The organism is Paraburkholderia sp. MM6662-R1 (assembly GCF_050436245.1).
GTDB classification, from domain to species: Bacteria; Pseudomonadota; Gammaproteobacteria; order Burkholderiales; family Burkholderiaceae; genus Paraburkholderia; species Paraburkholderia tuberum.
The window spans coordinates 2,021,448-2,038,128 of the sequence record NZ_JBNDLV010000004.1 but is presented as its reverse complement, the minus strand read 5'-3'; the positions used below and the strand labels follow the sequence as shown (position 1 = coordinate 2,038,128).

Genomic DNA, 16,681 nt, shown 5'->3' with positions numbered 1-16,681 from the left:
ACCCCGTTGCGCTTCACCCTTGAAACCGCCCAGGGTTATCCCCCTTCATCGCCGGCCTGCGATAAGCATCATCGATGCGTCACGTGTGGCAGACTTGTCTACATGATTGGCGGCCTTTGCGCCGGACAGCGCCAGCGACTCGGCTATCCCGGCATCGGCAGATGGTCCGCGGTCGCCAATGCACTGCACAAGTGGTGATACGCCACCGCGGGGGCTCCTTGCGGCGACCCGCAAGTCCGCTGCCCCAGCGCGACGATGACTCGCGGCGGCCTGGGCTGTATCTTGTTTGGATGGCACTCCGAGCGGCATTTGGGTACGTCTTCAATTGGGTCGATCGACCCCGGGCGGACCGTTAGGGAGCAGCATGAGGGCGTTGATTCTGGCATGCGTATGCATGCCGTCGGTTATCGCGGCGCAGGGTTTGTTGACTCCCCCCGTGTCCACCGCCTCTTCCGCCTCGGTCACCGCGATTGTCGCCGCCGCGAGTAACCACCTGGCCGAAGCGAAGCGTGTGGTCGATGCGGCGGCGCAACCCGCTGCACCCTGGAACGGGCCGCGCAACGGGCCGCGCGCGCAACCCGGGAAACGCGTCGCCATCGTCGCCGAGGATTTGCGCAACGGCGGCATCGTCGGCGTGGTCGACGGTGTGCTGGAGGCGGCCAAGGTCATCGGCTGGAGCGTAAAGATATTCGACTCCGGCGGCACGCCGGACCTGCGGCTGAAGATGCTTGCGAATGCGCTGGCAAGTGGTCCAGACGGCCTGATCATCGTCGGTGGCGACGCACGCGCCCTGCTGCCAGGGCTACGGCCGTTTGCCGAGCGGAGCATTCCGATCGTCGGCTGGCATGTCGCGGCCCGAGCCGGACCGGTGCCTGGCACGCCCGTGGCGATGAACGTGACGACGGATCCGCTCGAGGTCGCGCGCGTGACCGCGCTGGCGGCCATCGTGCAGTCCGGCGGGCATGCGGGAGTCATCATCTTCACCGATTCCAATTTCCGAATTGCGCAAGGCAAGGCGGATGAAATGGCTGCCGTCGTGCGCGCGTGCAGCGGCTGCACCTTGCTCGATGTGCGCGACGTGCCGATCTCGCGCAGCCAGGAACTGATGCCGGGCGCGACACGCGCCTTGCTCGCGCGATATGGCAAGCGCTGGACATATGCGCTGGCCGTCAACGACATCTACTTCGACTACGCCGCCCCGGTGCTGACCCAGGCCGGAATGCCGAACGCCGCCATGGCCATGCTGTCGGCTGGCGACGGCAGCGAGTCCGCCTTCCTGCGTATCCGGACGGGCACGTTCCAGACCGGCACCGTGGCCGAACCCCTGAATCTGCACGGCTGGCAGTTGGTCGACGAGATGAACCGGCTCTTTGCCGGCGGAGACGTCACGGGTTACGTGTTTCCGGTGCATCTCGTGACGGCGGACAACATCGCCGCGGACGGTGGTGATCGTCTGATTTACGACCCCGCCAACGGCTACCGCGATATTTATCGCCGCGTCTGGCAACGCCCATGAAACTACCGCGCCCCCAGTCGCTCACCGCTCAGTTTGCGCTCGTCGCTTCGTGCCTGGCCGCCCTGGTGGTCGCGGTCGGTGTCACGACCATTTACTCGTTGGCCGGTTCGGCCCACGCGATCCGCCAGTTGGCCGAAGAGCGGTTGGCGCGCCAGGAAGATGCACAGGACCTGGCGCAGCGCACGCTGATGATCGAACGCCTGGCATTGCAGTTGTCCAGTGACGATACGGTGGACGCTGTGCGCGAGACGCATCGGCATGTCATCGAACAGCTGGCATCCTTTGACCGCCTGGTAGACCGTCTGGCATCCGCGGCGAGTGACGCCGTCACCGTCGATGCGCTGGCGCTGCATCGGTCCAGCCAGCGCTTCCGCAACACAGTCAACATCGAGGCGCAGGTGCGCGAAACCGCGCTGCGCGCCGCAGCCGCGCCGGCGTCCTCGTCGCGGCCCGGCGCGTCATTGGCCAGCCTGGACGACGATCTGCGCCGCCAGGCCGACGCCTTGGCGGCCGCGGCGCGCCAGCAGTCGGATTATTTCACGCGCGCCTACCGCAAAGCGGTCCAGTCTTTGGCCGAAGACTCGGACCGCACGCGCAGGTGGGTCATCGGCGAAGTTGCGGTGAGCCTGCTGCTTGCCTGGCTGATCGCCCGCGCATTCCTCGGTCGCCACGTCGTGGCACGGCTGCGCCGAGTCAGCCACTTCCTGCGGCACGGTGACGTCGACAGCGTGCAAGCCGGCGTCCCCGTTCACGGCGGCGACGAGATTGCCGATATGGCGCGCGCCGTCGAGCAGTTCCTCGAAGACCGGCGCCAGCGCAGGCAGGCCGAGGATGCGCTGAAGGAACTCAACGCCGAACTCGAGGCACGTGTCACGCAGCGCACGGCCGAACTCACCACGGCGCTTGCGGGCCGGACGGCCGAGATCGCCGAACGACAGCGCGCCGAAGAGGCAGCGCAAGCGAGCGAACATTTCCTGGACAGCATCATCGAAAACATCCCGGATGTAGTCTTCGTCAAGGATGCAGTGACCCTGCAGTTCGTGCGCTTTAACAAGGCAGGAGAGCAACTGCTCGGCTACCGGCGCGAGGAACTCATCGGCAAATCCGTCCATGACCTGTTTCCGGTTCAGGAGGCCGATTTCTTTGCGCTGAAGGATCGTGCCGTGCTGGAGTCGCGGCGGATGGTCGAGGTGCCGGAGGAACGGGTTCTAACGCGTCATGGGCCGCGCCTTGTACACACGATGAAGATCCCGATCTTCGATGCGCGCGGCGAGCCGCAGTTCCTGCTCGGCATCTCACGCGACATCACGGAGCAAAAGCGCGCGGAAGCCGAGCTACGGGAGAGCGAGCGGCGCTACCGCGAAGTTCAGACGGCGCTGGCGCACGCGAATCGCGTGACGACGATGGAGCACCTCGCGGCCTCGATCAGCCATGAAATCAAGCAGCCGGTCGCGGCGACCGTCGCCAATGCTCAGGCCGGGCTGCTTTGGTTAGGTGCCAATCCGCCGGTTCTCGAGCAAGCCCGGCAAGCGTTCGATCGAATCATCAAGGACGCGAAGCGCGCCAGCGAGGTCACGAACCGGGTTCACGGTCTCGTCCGGAACGTCCCGCCGTTCAAGCAAAGCCTGCAGATGAACGAGGTGATCCATGAGGTCATTGCCCTCACGTCCAGTGAGGTTGCGAAAAGCGGCGTATCCACGCGGATGCAGCTTGCGGAGGACTTGCCGCCCGTTGAAGGCGATCGCGTCGAACTCCAACAGGTCATGCTGAACCTCATCATCAACGCCGTGGAGGCGATGAGCGTCGTTGAGGACGGCCGGCGGGAAATGATCATCAGCACCGCCAACGACAATTCGGGCCACGTCCTCGTTTCCGTGCGCGATTCGGGACCCGGGTTCGCGGTCGACAACGTGAAGCATCTCTTTGAGCCGTTTTACACGACGAAGGCTGGCGGCATGGGGATGGGGCTCTCGATTTGTCGTTCGATTATAGAAGCGCACGGAGGACGTCTGTCGGCGAGCTCGAACGAGCCCCGCGGCGCCGTGTTTCAGTTCACCCTGGCCGTGTCGCCATGCCCGTCCGGTGTCACGACGGGTGCAGACGTTCGTTCACGCGGTGCCATCGACTGAAATGGGTGTGCGCCGTGAAAAAGCGGCGCTTTCTAGCGGGCGCAAGCGCCGCCCGACAACCGCTCCCGCCGGAAGCAAACGGCGCAGCTATGGAGACAACGAAGTCCTTCGCGACCATCACCCACAGCATGCGGGCATGCTTGTTGGCAATGGCGATCAGCGTTTTGTGATAGCCGTTGCGTTCATGGAGCTGCCTGATCCACCGTTGCCGGCTAGAAGCTGATCTCGTGCATATGAACCGGGTCAGTATGTTGGGAGAGCTGCCCGCCTCCCTGTCTCACGAGCTAAAACAGCCCATTGCCGTGATAGTCACCTCTGCCAGTTCCTGCTTGGGGTGGCTCCAGCGGGATGAGCCCAATGTGGAAAGGACGTGCGAGAACATCGCAAGGATCATCAAGGACATGGGATTAACGATCTGCCGTTCGATTGTGGAGTCGCACGCAGGACGGCTGGAAGCCGCTCCAAACGATCCGCGCGGTGCCATCTTCCGCTTTTCGTTGCCGGCTGAGCGCGTGGGTGCCTCAGCTTCCTGAAGGCGCTGTGATTATGCAAAGGCCGGAATTCATGCTAGCCGCTGCCCACCAGCTCTCCACCTGGATTCCGACCAACTACTTTCCATAATCGACAACTTTGCATAATCGGCCTTTGCAGCCGTTTGTCCATGCGGCGAGTCAATCCGACTTTTGACCCGAATTGTGGTTGTCCGGCATGTCGCTGTCCGACTGCGAGCTAGCCTTATTCACTCGGCGGCCTCAATTGTGAAGTGCAACACCTTGGACCTGCTAAGGTCCGCACATGAATTCGCGAACATATCAGCAGTTGCAGCCTGAAGAACGTCTCACTATTGCCAGCATGAAACAGCAGGGGTTGAGCGTTCGGGCCATGGCCCGAACGCTCCGCCGCTCGGCTTCGAGCGTAAGCCGCGAGCTGGCACGCAATACCTGTGCTGTGCGTGGCTACGCTTCGGTTCACGCGCAGGCCATCAGTTCGAGCCGTCGGGCGGCGGCCTCCCGCGTCCAGCAGGTAGCTGACTGCGAAAGCGGTTTCGTGCGGCGTGTAAGAGAACGGCTCGCAGGCGGCCGTAGTCCTGAGCCCGGCGGCGTCGATGTTGTCCTTGACTGCGACGGGCACCCCATAAGCGGCATCTGCCCAAGCCATTCGCCGCCCAGCGCTTCACGGCGCGCAGTCGTGCCGATTCGGGCGAGCGCTTCACACATTTCGCATCGACAGGCATCGAACCGGCACTCGTAGGTGCGCTTGTATTCAAGATTGGACGCACGAGCGCAAAATCTCCTGTCACAGTGAATGGGCTTCCGGACCGCTCCGAGCGCGGCGAACTCCCACCGCGCCAGACCGTCATCGACGTTTTGCGGGACATCAAAAATAGTCACCGCCAGGAAGCATGGATTTCCTGATTGTCCGGTTGCAATGAATCGGAAAGCGAGTGCGGTCCTCAGCCTGGTAGCTAACGACCTACCGCGGTGCACAAGTCGCCAACAGGTGCAGCCACCGCGACGGGCACCATATCGCGGTCTTTTGGCCACTGTGGATGACCAGACTACTGCCGACGGATTAATTATGCGCCTCGTTACAAGCTGCCATTACCGGCATATGCGATGTTCTCCGCGCTGTCGGCGACCGTTGTCTTTGCGGCGCAAAGCGATCCGCGGAAACACGGAGCGAGCGACCGTGACCTGTCCGGTCACATGCCGCGCGATCTATACTGTCGCGACAAAACAGATTCATTCGTGCGCCCTCCTGAACCGTCGATTGAGCGCTGAACCAACGCGGCTTTACGTCCGTCGGTGCTTCGCGCGTCCATCAGAGACCAGACGAAAATGAATGTCCTTCGTTTCCCTAACGGACGGGCGATGATCGCGATGTCGATACTGGCGTTGCTGATCTTCTTCGCCGATACCGTCACGGTTCTCGACATCGCCGTCGCCACGTTGTATGTGCTTGTTGTGCTGCTGTCGGCGAGATTCGGATCGACGCGCACGGTCATGCTGGTGGGCGCAGGCTGCATCGCGCTCGCGGTGATCAGCTGGGGGCTCACCCGCCCTGCCGGCCCCATCCTGGAGGGCATCGTAAATGAGGTGATCAGCAATCTCACGATTGCACTGGTGACCGTTCTCACTATCCGCAGCCTTCGCACAGAACAGCGGCACCGATATCAGGCCAGCCTGCTCGAACTGACGCGCGATGCTTTCTTTACGTGGGACATGAGCGGGAAGGTCCTCTACTGGAACCGTGGCGCCGAAGCACTGTACGGCTTCGACCGGGCAGCGGCCATAGGCAAGGTCGTGCACACATTGCTCAACACGCAATTCGTCGTACCGCTCGAGCAGATCGTTGACCGGCTTCATCAACACGATAGCTGGGAAGGCCAGTTCGCCAGGCGTCGCGCCGACGGCGCCCCGCGCATTGTGACTTGCCGTCTCACCTTGCAGCGGGATGCGGCCGGGCGCGCTTCCATGGTCCTCGAGACCAACAATGACATCACCGAGCGCGTACGGCTCGAGGACGCGCTGGAGCAGGCGCGATCCGACCTGGTTCGTATGAATCGGGTGCTCGTCCTGGGCGAGTTGACGGCGTCGATCGCGCACAAGATGAAGCAGCCGATCGCGGCGATGATGACGAGCGCGACGGCGGCGCTGAACTGGCTCGATCACGACCCGCCGGCGATGCGAAAGGCTGCTCAGGCGATCGCCCGCATCGTCGATGATGGCAACCACGCAGTCGAGGTTATCGCTCGTGTGCGTTCGCTTGTCAAAAAGGCGCCGACGCGTGCTGGGCGTTGGGACGTGAACGAGGCGGTGGACGAAGTGATTGCACTAACCCGCTCCGACGTCGCACGCAACGGCATTCAGTTACGGCGCGAACTCAAGCAAAGCTCGCTCTCGATCAGCGGCGACCGCGTTCAGGTGCAGCAGGTGCTGATCAACATGATCGTGAATGCCATCGAGGCAATGCATGGCGTCGTCGACAACCACCGCATACTGACGGTTACGACCGGAGTCGACGGGCACGGCTATGCCTTCATGCAGGTTCGCGATACGGGCGTCGGAATAAACGAAGCAGACCTCCCACACCTGTTCGAGTCGTTTTATACGACGAAAGCGGAGGGAATGGCCATGGGCCTTGCAATCTGCAGGTCGATTGCGGAGGCCCACGGCGGACGCATCGACGCTGAGCAAAACCAGCCTCGCGGAGCGGTATTCCGGTTGACCCTGCCAGTCGAACGACATGAATCTTCTGGGGCTGCTCCCGCGCATATGGCTTGACCCCCACGCGGTCAAGGGTTTCCCCCAAACACTTCTACTGCCGAATCCATCGTACGCAGGCCGCGGACACGCTATCCACGCCGCGCGGCCAAAATTGCAGCAGGCATCGTTCGCTGCGGCAAAAAACGATGTGCGCGGTTCAGAGAGTCGCTGCGTCGTGCATCACGCAGGCCAGGATCATCGCTTCCGCATTGATGGGCGTTGGGCGTGAGGTCGGCTTGTAGACGGCGTCGCCGGGATTGATCGCTTGCCCGCTCATCGCGCAGAAGCCCGGCATGCGGGCGCGCGCCATGCGCCAGGCCTGGTCGCCGAAACAGCCGCGCGTCGCATCGCGCCAGGCAATCGTGGCCGTCGACGACGTCGGACGGTCGATCAGCGTCACTGCGGCGGTAAAGCATCCATCGGCACAGTGCGCCTTCTGACGGCGCTGCTCGGCCCCTTCCACAGCGGCCAACAGGCGCGAAGGTGTCCCCAGCAGACAGATGGTCTGCGCCCACGGATCCATCACGTTTTCGTTTGCCAGCATGTGGAAACTCCTTGCGAAAGCGATCGGGTTAGCATTGCTTCTGGACTTTGGGACGCGGCGAAGGGCAGCGCGCCGTTCTCCTCCCGCGACGGGCATGCTGGCGACTTATCCACCATTCACAGTCCGCGTCTCGTCAGTCGGTAACAGCGGCTGGCCGCGGCCTTCGTGATGCCAAGCATGCATCGGCCGGGCGCGAACGTTGTTCTGCATCGTCTGCTGCGCGCCATTGCGCGCGCCAGGTCGGGCCGTGCGGGCCGTGCGGGCCGTGCGGGCCGCGCCTGGCCGCGGGCATAGAGATATGGTCTGAAGCACTCTTGCGATGCGAACGACATATTTCTCTGGCGGCCTCAAATCTGAAGTGCAACACCTGTTTCGTATAAGGTGTTGCGATGCACGAAAGAACTCAGTACCAGCAACTTCAGCCTGAAGAGCGCCTGACCATTGCAAGTCTGCATCTGCAGGGTTCGAGTATCCGGGCCATGGCCCGGATACTCGGGCGCTCGCCAGCCACCGTTAGCCGTGAACTGGCGCGAAACAGCTTGCCTGCTGGCTACGCGTCCGTGCCGGCTGAAGCGCTCAGTGCCGCACGCCGCAGCGCAGGTCGCAGCCCCACAAAGCTTTGCCTGCAAAGCGTCTGCTGGCGCATCGTTCTCACCCTGCTCGAGTGGAAATGGTCACCCCAGCAGATATCGGGCACACTGAAGCGTATGTATCCGACCGACCCGACCCAGCAGGTTTCGCACGAAACCATCTACACGGCCATCTACGCCCAGCCGCGCGGCGAACTGCGCCGTCAGCTAATTGCGTGCTTACGCCATGGCCACAGCACGCGCATGCCGCGTACACGGGGCACCGACCGGCGCGGACAGATTCCCGACATGGTCAGTATTCATGTGAGGCCGCCCGAAATCGAAGACCGACTGCTGCCTGGGCACTGGGAAGGCGACTTCATCAAGGGTGCCGGCAACCAGTCCTCGGTAGGCGTGCTGGTCGAACGGACCAGCCGCCTGGTGCTGCTCGCCAAGATGGAAGACGCCACCGCCGCTTCCGCGCTGGCGGGCTTCTCTGCCAAACTCAATTCGATTGTTGCGCCACTGCGCCAGAGCTTCACTTATGACCAGGGAAAAGAAATGTCGCGCCATAAAGAGCTCGCTGCCGCAACCGGCGTGAACGTGTACTTCTGCGACCCGCACAGTCCCTGGCAACGCGGCACTTGCGAAAACACCAACGGGCTGCTGCGACAGTATCTGCCCAAAGGCACAGACCTTTCGGTCTACAGTCAGGACGAACTCGACGCCATCGCCGACAGTCTGAACAGCCGGCCTCGTGCAACTCACAACTTCCATTCACCCTTCGAGGTCTTCGCCGCGACCCTCGCATCAGCAAGTCAACCTCAAGGCTCTAAACATTAAACCCGCTGTTGCGCTTCACTCTTGAAACCGCCCTCTCCATATGTTGCAAGCCAGTCCGGTTTTTATGCTCAACCGCTCGTGCGACTCTTCCAGACGTCGATTCCAGCATACGGATCCCCGCAAGCGGCCGCAAAGCTGCGTTTGGATATTGACCTCATACCTGGGGCTATGCCGTGTCATACTTCTTGGCGTCTCATTGCCTGGATCGGCCGCGACGCGTCCCGATCGGGCAAGCGAAGTGTCTGAACCTTCGGGCGCGCTCTTCAAGGAATTTGTTATGGCTACCGATAGGCATGCGCCGCCGTCCACGAGCGGAATCCCCGGCTCCACAGTTTTCGTTGTGGACGACGAAGAGTCCATGCGTCTGGCGTTGCGTGACTTGCTGGAATCAGTGGGGTATCGCGTCGAGCCGTTCGGTTCCGTCCGCGAATTCCTGGATTTTCGCAAACCCGGCGGTCCTAGCTGTCTCATCCTTGATGTCAGGCTGAAAGGCGAGAGCGGGCTGGCCTTCCAGCAGGCGATGGCGCGCGAGGCATTACATATGCCGGTGCTTTTTATGACCGGTCACGGGGACATGGAAATGTCGGTGCGTGCAATGAAAGCCGGCGCGTTCCATTTTTTCCCGAAGCCTTTCCGCGACCAGGACATGCTCGACGCGATTTCCGAGGCAATATCGAAAGACGCGCAGCGCCTCGAAAAGGAACTCCGCCGAAATGTTCTACGCGAGGCCTATAAGTCGCTCACGCCGCGCGAGCGCGAGATCCTGGCGCTAGTCGTCAGCGGAATGCTGAACAAGCAGATTGCCGTCCAGCTCAACGTAAGCGAAATCACCGTCAAGATCCATCGCGGTCAGTTGATGAAGAAGATGGGCGCGCACTCACTCGCGGACCTCGTGTTCAAGGCCGCCGCACTCGACATCGGCCCCCAGCAGGGACATCCGCGCCCCTGAGCGCTATCTGGAGACCGTGACAGAAGAGTTCGACACAGCTCCGGCCTTGCGCGTCACCATTCAGATCCGGATATTGGCGAGCTCGCGCTTCAAGGCTATCGCGTTCACCGGTTTGTCGAGGAGCGCGACAGCCGGGCTCGCCTTCCCCCCGCAAATGCAACCGTCGCTGGGGAACGCGCTCACAAAGATTGTCGGCGGCGCCGCGCCCAGCACGACAAGACGATCGAGCAACTCCAGGCCCGACATCCCGGAATAGCCAATCGACTGCACAAGGGTTTCGCTTGCGAGGCGCGACGATTCATCGTCGTCGATGATCCAGACCGTCCCAAAGACGGGAGTCGGCAGCTGCTGTCTGGATGGACTTCGTGAGGGCAAGCATTGACCTGTCCAATATACCGGCGTATGTTCCGCTATCCCTTCCGGAATGCATAGCCAGAAGCTCGGCACGACATTGCGGCTTGTGGTGCGCGCCATCGCTCGAAACGCTGCCCATGTCCGTTCGAGGTTGTAGCCGCCCTATGCCGGGCGGGCCGCGTCGTCCTCAATCCCGAAACGCCACCGTTGCTGACCAACAAGCAGTCATGTCGTGGACATGCCATCGGGCCGTATGACGCCACCCCACGTCTGTAGCGACTGGGAAAGAACCCTGCACCTGCGGCATCTCTCATTGGGCCCGCCGGTAGCGCGAGCGATACCGGCGTATAGCTGCGGCAAACAACGGTTGGCAGAAGTCGAAACATTCGGAGAATGGATTCGATACCAATCTTCGTCCTATCTTGGCAACCATAGGCGGTGCGGCTCGAAGAGTGACTACTTCGAAGTTATGACAGGTCCGCCGTCCCGTCTGTCGGAAGCAATGCCTCGCAAGCTGTTCACGCGTCGACAGCAATTCGCAAATTGCTGTCGAACGCGCTTTCTCGTCTCAGCATGCCCGCGCGAAGGTTGAACCATGCTCAGCAAACGTACAGGTCATCGCTTTTTTCCGCAGGCGGAACCGCACGCGAGCGGCTGCAGTCAGCCGACCGGGCGCGCGGTCATCATTGCAGCGCTCGTCGTCTGCTGGTGGGCACTGATCGAGACAGCTCTGGACTTCGCAATGACAGACGGCGACACCGCGCTCGCCACGACGATAGGCACACGGTTGATCGTGACCGTGTCCGGGCTCGCGGTCGTACTCGAAGCACGAATCGCACGTCCCTTTTTCTGCTTTCTCCGCGCGATGAGCATACTGGCGGTCGCACCGACGATTGCCCTCCAGTTCAACGACTCGCTGCTCCAACCGGCCGTGTCTTTCATCGGCTGCGCAACAAAAGCGCTCTTTCTCATCTGCGCCTTTGTGTCCGCAGAGAGAAGCCATGGCCGCCGCCACCGCACCGGTAATCACGCGTGCCCACTATCCGTGCTGTCACCGCGCATCCCAAGCGTAGACAACACTTTTCGCCCGACTTCATGCCAAGGTGACTGACATGGCCAACTCCTTACACCACTGGATCTACATCGGCTCAAACGCATATGACGAATATACGTTTGTCCCTTGGCTTAACCGCAACGTTTACCGGAGAACGGTCGACCTGTGTCGAGTCTGCATCCAGTAACCGCTTATCTGTTTCTCTCCGCCTGTCTGATCTCACTAGCTGCACATGGTTCGAAGATCGTCGTGCAGCATGTCAGGCCACCTGTCTTTGCCACGTTGCGACGGAAACTGCTGTTCATCTGTTCAAGCAGTCCTCCACCCACCATGGATCGGTACCGCCGCGGCGCTAGGTCGCAGGCTGCAGAAGCAGCGATGGCTTCTTTGGCCGGTAGCCTGGAGCTTCCCGCTTGGCTTCATTGCGATCCTGGCAGGCTGGTTTACTGCTGAGGTTGGCCGGCAGCCATGGGCCGTATGGGGCGTTCTGCGTACCGCGAACGCATTGACGCCCGGCCTTCTCCGCGCACTTCGCAGCTGCGACGCTGGCGCTTTATGTTGCGGTCTACGGGTTTATCTTCTGCTTCGGCATCTACCACGTCCTTCGGATCGTGACGAGCGGTGTGACGACAGGTGAGGTGATTGGCTTCTGGAATGGAAACGCGATTTTTCAGATTATCAGTTCTGCGAAGCCGTTTCCCAAGCAGCGACAGTCGCCTACCGCAACGCTTGGCGACCGTGCCGATTCGCATTGGTAACTAGGGGAACAATCATGCTTGAATGGCTCCGGTTACTAGCATTCATCTTCGCGCTTGTCGCCTAGGTCTTACTTGACGGCTTCGATCTCGGGGTGCCCTACATCATTCCTTTTCAAGTCACATTGTCTGATGCCGCTGCGCCGCCGGCGAGCCAGACGTTCATGTTCTGGGGCGCAGGGCTTTTCGTGCTGCCGCTCATCGTGCTCTACACGTGTATCGCGTATTCGGTGTTCCGGGGCAAGGTCTCCCAAGACCAGGCCTATCACTGAGCCGCCCCACTCAATTCATTCAAGGACTGACAATGAAAGTCGCACTCTTCATTCCCTGTTTCATTGACGCGTTCTTTCCTGATGTGGGAATTGCGACACTGCAGTTGCTGGAACGCCTCGGCTGCGACGTCGACTATCCACTGGATCAGACGTGCTGCGGGCAGCCGATGGGCAACAGCGGCTGCGAGAAGGAAGCCGTCGCCACCGAAAACCTCTTCGTGCGCAACTTCACCGGCTACGACTACATCGTCGCGCCCAGCGGCAGTTGCGTGCACCACGTGCGTGACCATTTGAGCGCGGCAGACCAGACGCCCGATACGCTGGCAGTGCGGTCCAACACCTACGAACTGGTGGAGTTCCTGCACGACGTGCTGCAGGTACGAGAGTTCCCGTGGGCCGAATTTCCGCACAAGGTCGGCCTGCACAACAGTTGCGGCACGCTGCGTTCGCTGCGCACCGCGAAGATGTCAGAGATCGATGAGCCGTTTTTCTCGAAGCCATTGACCCTGCTCAGGGGTGTCAGGGGCATCGAGTTCATCCAGCCTGACCGTCTCGACGAGTGCTGCGGGTTCGGCGGCACGTTCTGCGTGTCGGAGGAGCCGGTGTCGGCGCGCATGGGCGCCGACACGGTCCGCGATCACAAGCGCAATGGCGCCGAGTGAATCGTGTCGGCCGATTCGTCGTGCCTCATGCACCAGAAAGGTTGCTCGGACCGTCTCGAGCTGGGCCTGAAGTTCATCCATATCGCGCAGATTCTCAATGGAGCACAAGCATGAAACGTGTTGACCATGTCGGCTTTTCGGAGAAGTTCATCGCTGACGAAAAGCACATCTAGTTCCACGACAAACGCCTGTGGGAGCTGCGCACCGGACGCGACGCAGAGGTGTATGGCATCGCCGAGTGGGAGGAGTTGCGCTCGCTCGCCTCGGGGATCAAGGAGCATACGCTCACGCACCTCGCGGACTATCTGGAGCAGTTCGAGCGTAATGCGACGGCCAACGGCGTGACTGTGCACTGGGCCAAAGATGCCGAAGAGCACAACCGCATCGTCTACGAGATCCTGAGTCAGCGTCACGCGAGGCTGCTCGTCAAGAGCAAGTCGATGCTGACCGAAGAGTGCGAGATGCGCCCGTACCTTGAGGAGCGCGGCATCACCGTCGTGGAAACGGATCTGGGCGAACAAATCCAGCAGTTCGATGACGAGCTTCCCTCGCATATCGTGGTCCCCGCAGTGCACAAGCTCGCCACGGACGTAGCGAAGATCTTCTCGGAGAAGATTGGCACCAACCCGAACGAGAGCAACATCCCTAAGCTTGCCGAAGCGCAGAGAAAAGCCACGCGTCCGCTTATCCTCAACGCCGACGCGGGCATGACCGGCTGCAACTTCGCGGTTGCGGAAACGGGCGGCATTACCGTCTGTACCAACGAGGGCACCGCGGACCTGAGCGCGAACGTGCCGCCGCTGCATATAGCGTCGATCGGCATCGAGAAGCTGATTCCGAAGCTCGAACATCTCGGCGTCTTTATCCGCATGCTCTCGCGCAACGCCATCGGCTCGCCGATCACCCAGTACACGTCGCACTTTCGCGGTCCACGCAAGGATAGCGAAATGCATTTCGTGCTGGTCGACAACGGCCGTTCAGAACGGCTCGGCATGGACGACTTCTGGTATTCGCTCAAGTGCATCCGCTGCGGAGCGTGCATGAACACATGCCCTGTCTACCGGCGCAGCAGCGGCCTGAGCTATGGCGGTGTCTATTCGGGTCCGATCGGCGCGATCATCAATCCGACTTTCAACCTGAAGAAGTACAGCTCGTTGCCCTTTGCCTCGACGATGAACGGCAGCTGCACGAGCGTGTGCCCCGTCAGGATCAACATACACGAGCAGATCTACAAGTGGCGGCAGATCGTCGCCGAGCAGCACGAGCTTCCGTTCGTCAAGCAGGAGGCCATGAAGGTGGCCGGCCAGGTGCTGTCGCACCCGGCGCTGTACCGGGCGGCCGTCAAGACAGCCGGGACGGCCGTTTCCGTGTTGCCGCGCGCCGTGCTCTACAACCCGCTCAATGCGTGGGGCAGGCACCGTGAGGTGCCTGATGCGCCCAAGGAAACATTTCGCGATTGGTATCTCTCGAGAGTGCCGAGTTCTTGCGCCTTTCTCACCGTCTCATCTTGGCGTTCGTGAGCGCCGATTGAGTTCTCGGTAATCCGATCCGGCTCGCTTAGTTGCCTTCGCGCGCCAGTCTCATCTTTAGGCGACTGCTCAATGCTCAAGTCGACCCATTTCTCGGTCAATGCCTTGAGGTGCTTGTAGTTGTCGATTTGGCGGCGCACGTCGCTCAGCGCGTTACGCGCAATATATCGGCTCTTTCTGTCCCGCGTATAGCTCAACTGGTATTACGCACGACCCTGGTTGGCGGGGTCCTTCTATTGACAGCTGAGTGTGCCACGGCGCATTTCATCGATCGCGGCGAGCTTCGCCTTGATCGTCTCAATGCGTGTTTCGATTTGAAGGAGGCGATTTCATATAGTTAGTATTGCGTAGTAATACTATACTTGGCTGTCGACAGCAATTCGAAGACAAACGATGGCACTTTGGATGGCTTGGTGGGACGCGATCTGGTTGCTGCGCCCAGCGTTCGCTCGCCTGCGCAGCTTTATGTGGTTCGCAACTGCCGTGGCAGGCTTGACGGTGCGCACCGAGTTGCTGGGCGTGACCAGCATCGTGCGGGCGCTCAAGCTGCGACCGGCGCTCTACAACAAGCTGTGTGACAGCTTGCACAGCGACGCCGTGCAGCTCGATCAGCTCTCGGCGCTGTGGACCCAGGCGGTGTTGCGCCTGTTCCCGGAGCCGCTACGCGTCAATGGCCGGCGCGTCCTCGTCGGCGACGGCATCAAGGTGGCCAAGTCCGGCAAGAAGATGCCTGGCGTCAAGCTGCTGCATCAACAGTCCGACTCCAACGCCAAGCCCGAGTACATCATGGGGCATTCCATGCAGGCAGTCAGCATACTCGTGCGGGCCGCCCAGAGCGTCTTCGCCGTACCGCTGGCCGTGCGCATTCACGAAGGTCTGGTGTGGTCCAACCGCGATCGGCGTACCTTGCTCGACAAGATGATCTCGTTGCTGGGGATCGTCTCGGTCAACGATCCGTTCTACTTCGTCGCCGATGCCTACTACGCTGCTGGCAAGATCGTCAAAGGCCTGCGCGATCAGGACAACCACCTGGTCACACGCGTGAAGTCCAATGCAGTCGCCTATGCCCCGTACGTGCAGCAAGGACCGCGCAAACGGGGCCGCCCCAGGCGCTACGGCGCCAAGATCAAACTCAGATCGCTGCTGGCTGATTCACAGTCCTCACAATCAGCCCCCAGTCCAGTCTATGGCGAGCACAACGTAATCATCCAGTATCGGGTCTGCGATCTACTTTGGCCGGCGTGCGGACGGCTCGTTCGCTTCGTGGCAGTGATTCACCCCTGCAGGGGTTCGTGCCTGTTGATGTGCACCGACCTCGGCCTGGATGCCATCGAGATCATCCGCTTGTATGGGTTGCGCTTCAAGATCGAACACAGCTTCAAACAGGCGGTACATCGGATCGGCACATTCGCATACCACTTCTGGATGCAAGACATGAAGCCGCTTCGCCGCAGAAACGGTAACCAATACCTTCATCGCGAGTCCCTCGAGTACCGCAACGCCGTCAAGCGCAAGATCCACGCCTATCACGTCTTCATTCAGGCCGGCATCATCTGTCAGGGACTGCTTCAGTACTTGGCAGTGGTGTTTCCTTCACTCGTCTGGAGTTCCTTTGGATCCTGGCTGCGCACCATCCGCCCCGGCATCCCTCCATCGGAGTTGGTCGTCGCCAATGCATTACGCCAATGCCTGCCCGAATTTCTCGTGAATAGCGCCAAAACCAATTTCCTCGCGAAATTCATCGCCGAAAGACAGGACCCTGACACCTTCGAGATGTTCAGACTGGCCACATAGCCCCAAGACTGTGCCGAACTCGGCACTCTTGAGGTATCTCAAGAGGAGCAGTAAATGAGCAGCCGCAATATGATTTTGTCCCGTTTGCGCGAGGTCTCACCCGTGCCGCGCCGCTTGCCGGAGGTGCCGATGTTCGATAGCGCATTGCCACCGGAGGTGAAGAGCTTCCGCAAATCGCTCGACCGGCTTGGCGGCGTCTGGTGCCTACTGCCGGAGGACACCAGCCTCGAGCAATTTGTCCGCTCGCGTTTCCGCGATGCCACGGTGTTCTGTTCAGCGACGCCCGAGTTCACGGGCACGCGTGACATCGCGTTGGTTGACGATCCCCGTGCGCTCAATGACGTGGATGTCGGGATCGTGCGCCCGGCGTTTGCTGTCGCCGAGACAGGGTCCATCTGGCTGAGCGAAGCGCAATACAACGTCAATGCACTCGGCTAACGGCCAC

General features: G+C 61.1%; 12 protein-coding genes and 3 pseudogenes. 13 read left to right on the top strand and 2 right to left on the bottom strand.

The genetic code is table 11. The features are described 5' to 3' along the window. Window positions 1-364: 364 nt before the first annotated feature. The 4 genes and pseudogenes from OKW39_RS39250 (at window position 365) to OKW39_RS39235 (ending at window position 6,929) form a co-directional block, all read left to right on the top strand. On the top strand, window positions 365-1,516 hold the full coding sequence (locus tag OKW39_RS39250) for a substrate-binding domain-containing protein (RefSeq protein ID WP_429334210.1): 1,152 nt from the start codon (window positions 365-367) through the stop codon (window positions 1,514-1,516). Further along, window positions 1,513-3,645: an ATP-binding protein gene (locus OKW39_RS39245; protein ID WP_429565098.1), complete on the top strand. Its 2,133-nt coding sequence runs from the start codon at window positions 1,513-1,515 to the stop codon at window positions 3,643-3,645. The genes OKW39_RS39250 and OKW39_RS39245 overlap by 4 nt, the downstream gene beginning before the upstream one ends. Before the next feature lie 795 nt (window positions 3,646-4,440). After that, window positions 4,441-4,653, top strand: a pseudogene (locus OKW39_RS39240) (helix-turn-helix domain-containing protein); the annotation flags it as partial. Between the two features lie 830 nt (window positions 4,654-5,483). Then, complete coding sequence (locus OKW39_RS39235; protein WP_429565097.1) at window positions 5,484-6,929, top strand: two-component system sensor histidine kinase NtrB; 1,446 nt, start codon at window positions 5,484-5,486, stop codon at window positions 6,927-6,929. A gap of 139 nt (window positions 6,930-7,068) precedes the next feature. On the opposite strand, the gene OKW39_RS39230 is transcribed toward OKW39_RS39235, so the two are convergent. Beyond that, entirely contained in the window at window positions 7,069-7,455 is a 387-nt protein-coding gene (locus OKW39_RS39230; protein WP_429565096.1) for a DUF3331 domain-containing protein, read from the bottom strand. 389 nt (window positions 7,456-7,844) lie between these two features. Here OKW39_RS39230 and OKW39_RS39225 point away from each other — a divergent pair, with 389 nt between their 5' ends. Then, window positions 7,845-8,867, top strand: a complete 1,023-nt coding sequence (locus tag OKW39_RS39225; RefSeq protein WP_429562353.1) for an IS30 family transposase — start codon at window positions 7,845-7,847, stop codon at window positions 8,865-8,867. A gap of 277 nt (window positions 8,868-9,144) precedes the next feature. Continuing rightward, window positions 9,145-9,816, top strand: coding sequence for a response regulator transcription factor (locus OKW39_RS39220; protein ID WP_429334214.1), 672 nt, complete (start codon window positions 9,145-9,147; stop codon window positions 9,814-9,816). 60 nt (window positions 9,817-9,876) lie between these two features. On the opposite strand, the gene OKW39_RS39215 is transcribed toward OKW39_RS39220, so the two are convergent. Then, window positions 9,877-10,290 (bottom strand): hypothetical protein, encoded by a 414-nt coding sequence (locus tag OKW39_RS39215; RefSeq protein ID WP_429565095.1) that lies wholly within the window; start codon window positions 10,288-10,290, stop codon window positions 9,877-9,879. 475 nt (window positions 10,291-10,765) lie between these two features. Between OKW39_RS39215 and OKW39_RS39210 the strand changes: the two genes are divergently transcribed. The 7 genes and pseudogenes from OKW39_RS39210 to OKW39_RS39180 all read left to right on the top strand — a co-directional run bounded on the left by OKW39_RS39210 (window position 10,766) and on the right by OKW39_RS39180 (window position 16,674). Then, the gene (locus OKW39_RS39210; protein ID WP_429334216.1) at window positions 10,766-11,281 is read left to right on the top strand and encodes a hypothetical protein; all 516 of its coding nucleotides are present in this window, start codon (window positions 10,766-10,768) and stop codon (window positions 11,279-11,281) included. A 175-nt stretch (window positions 11,282-11,456) separates the two neighbouring features. Then, window positions 11,457-11,861, top strand: coding sequence for a cytochrome ubiquinol oxidase subunit I (locus tag OKW39_RS39205; protein WP_429565094.1), 405 nt, complete (start codon window positions 11,457-11,459; stop codon window positions 11,859-11,861). A 213-nt stretch (window positions 11,862-12,074) separates the two neighbouring features. Further along, on the top strand, window positions 12,075-12,251 hold the full coding sequence (locus OKW39_RS39200; protein WP_429334218.1) for a hypothetical protein: 177 nt from the start codon (window positions 12,075-12,077) through the stop codon (window positions 12,249-12,251). A 32-nt stretch (window positions 12,252-12,283) separates the two neighbouring features. Further along, a pseudogene (locus OKW39_RS39195) lies at window positions 12,284-13,027 on the top strand ((Fe-S)-binding protein). Further along, window positions 13,024-14,433 (top strand): annotated as a pseudogene (locus tag OKW39_RS39190) (lactate utilization protein B). Before OKW39_RS39195 ends, OKW39_RS39190 begins: the two co-directional pseudogenes overlap by 4 nt. 402 nt (window positions 14,434-14,835) lie before the next feature. After that, entirely contained in the window at window positions 14,836-16,236 is a 1,401-nt protein-coding gene (locus OKW39_RS39185; protein WP_429562721.1) for a transposase, read from the top strand. A gap of 54 nt (window positions 16,237-16,290) precedes the next feature. Further along, the gene (locus OKW39_RS39180; RefSeq protein ID WP_429365162.1) at window positions 16,291-16,674 is read left to right on the top strand and encodes a hypothetical protein; all 384 of its coding nucleotides are present in this window, start codon (window positions 16,291-16,293) and stop codon (window positions 16,672-16,674) included. The last annotated feature ends 7 nt before the right edge of the window (window positions 16,675-16,681 follow it).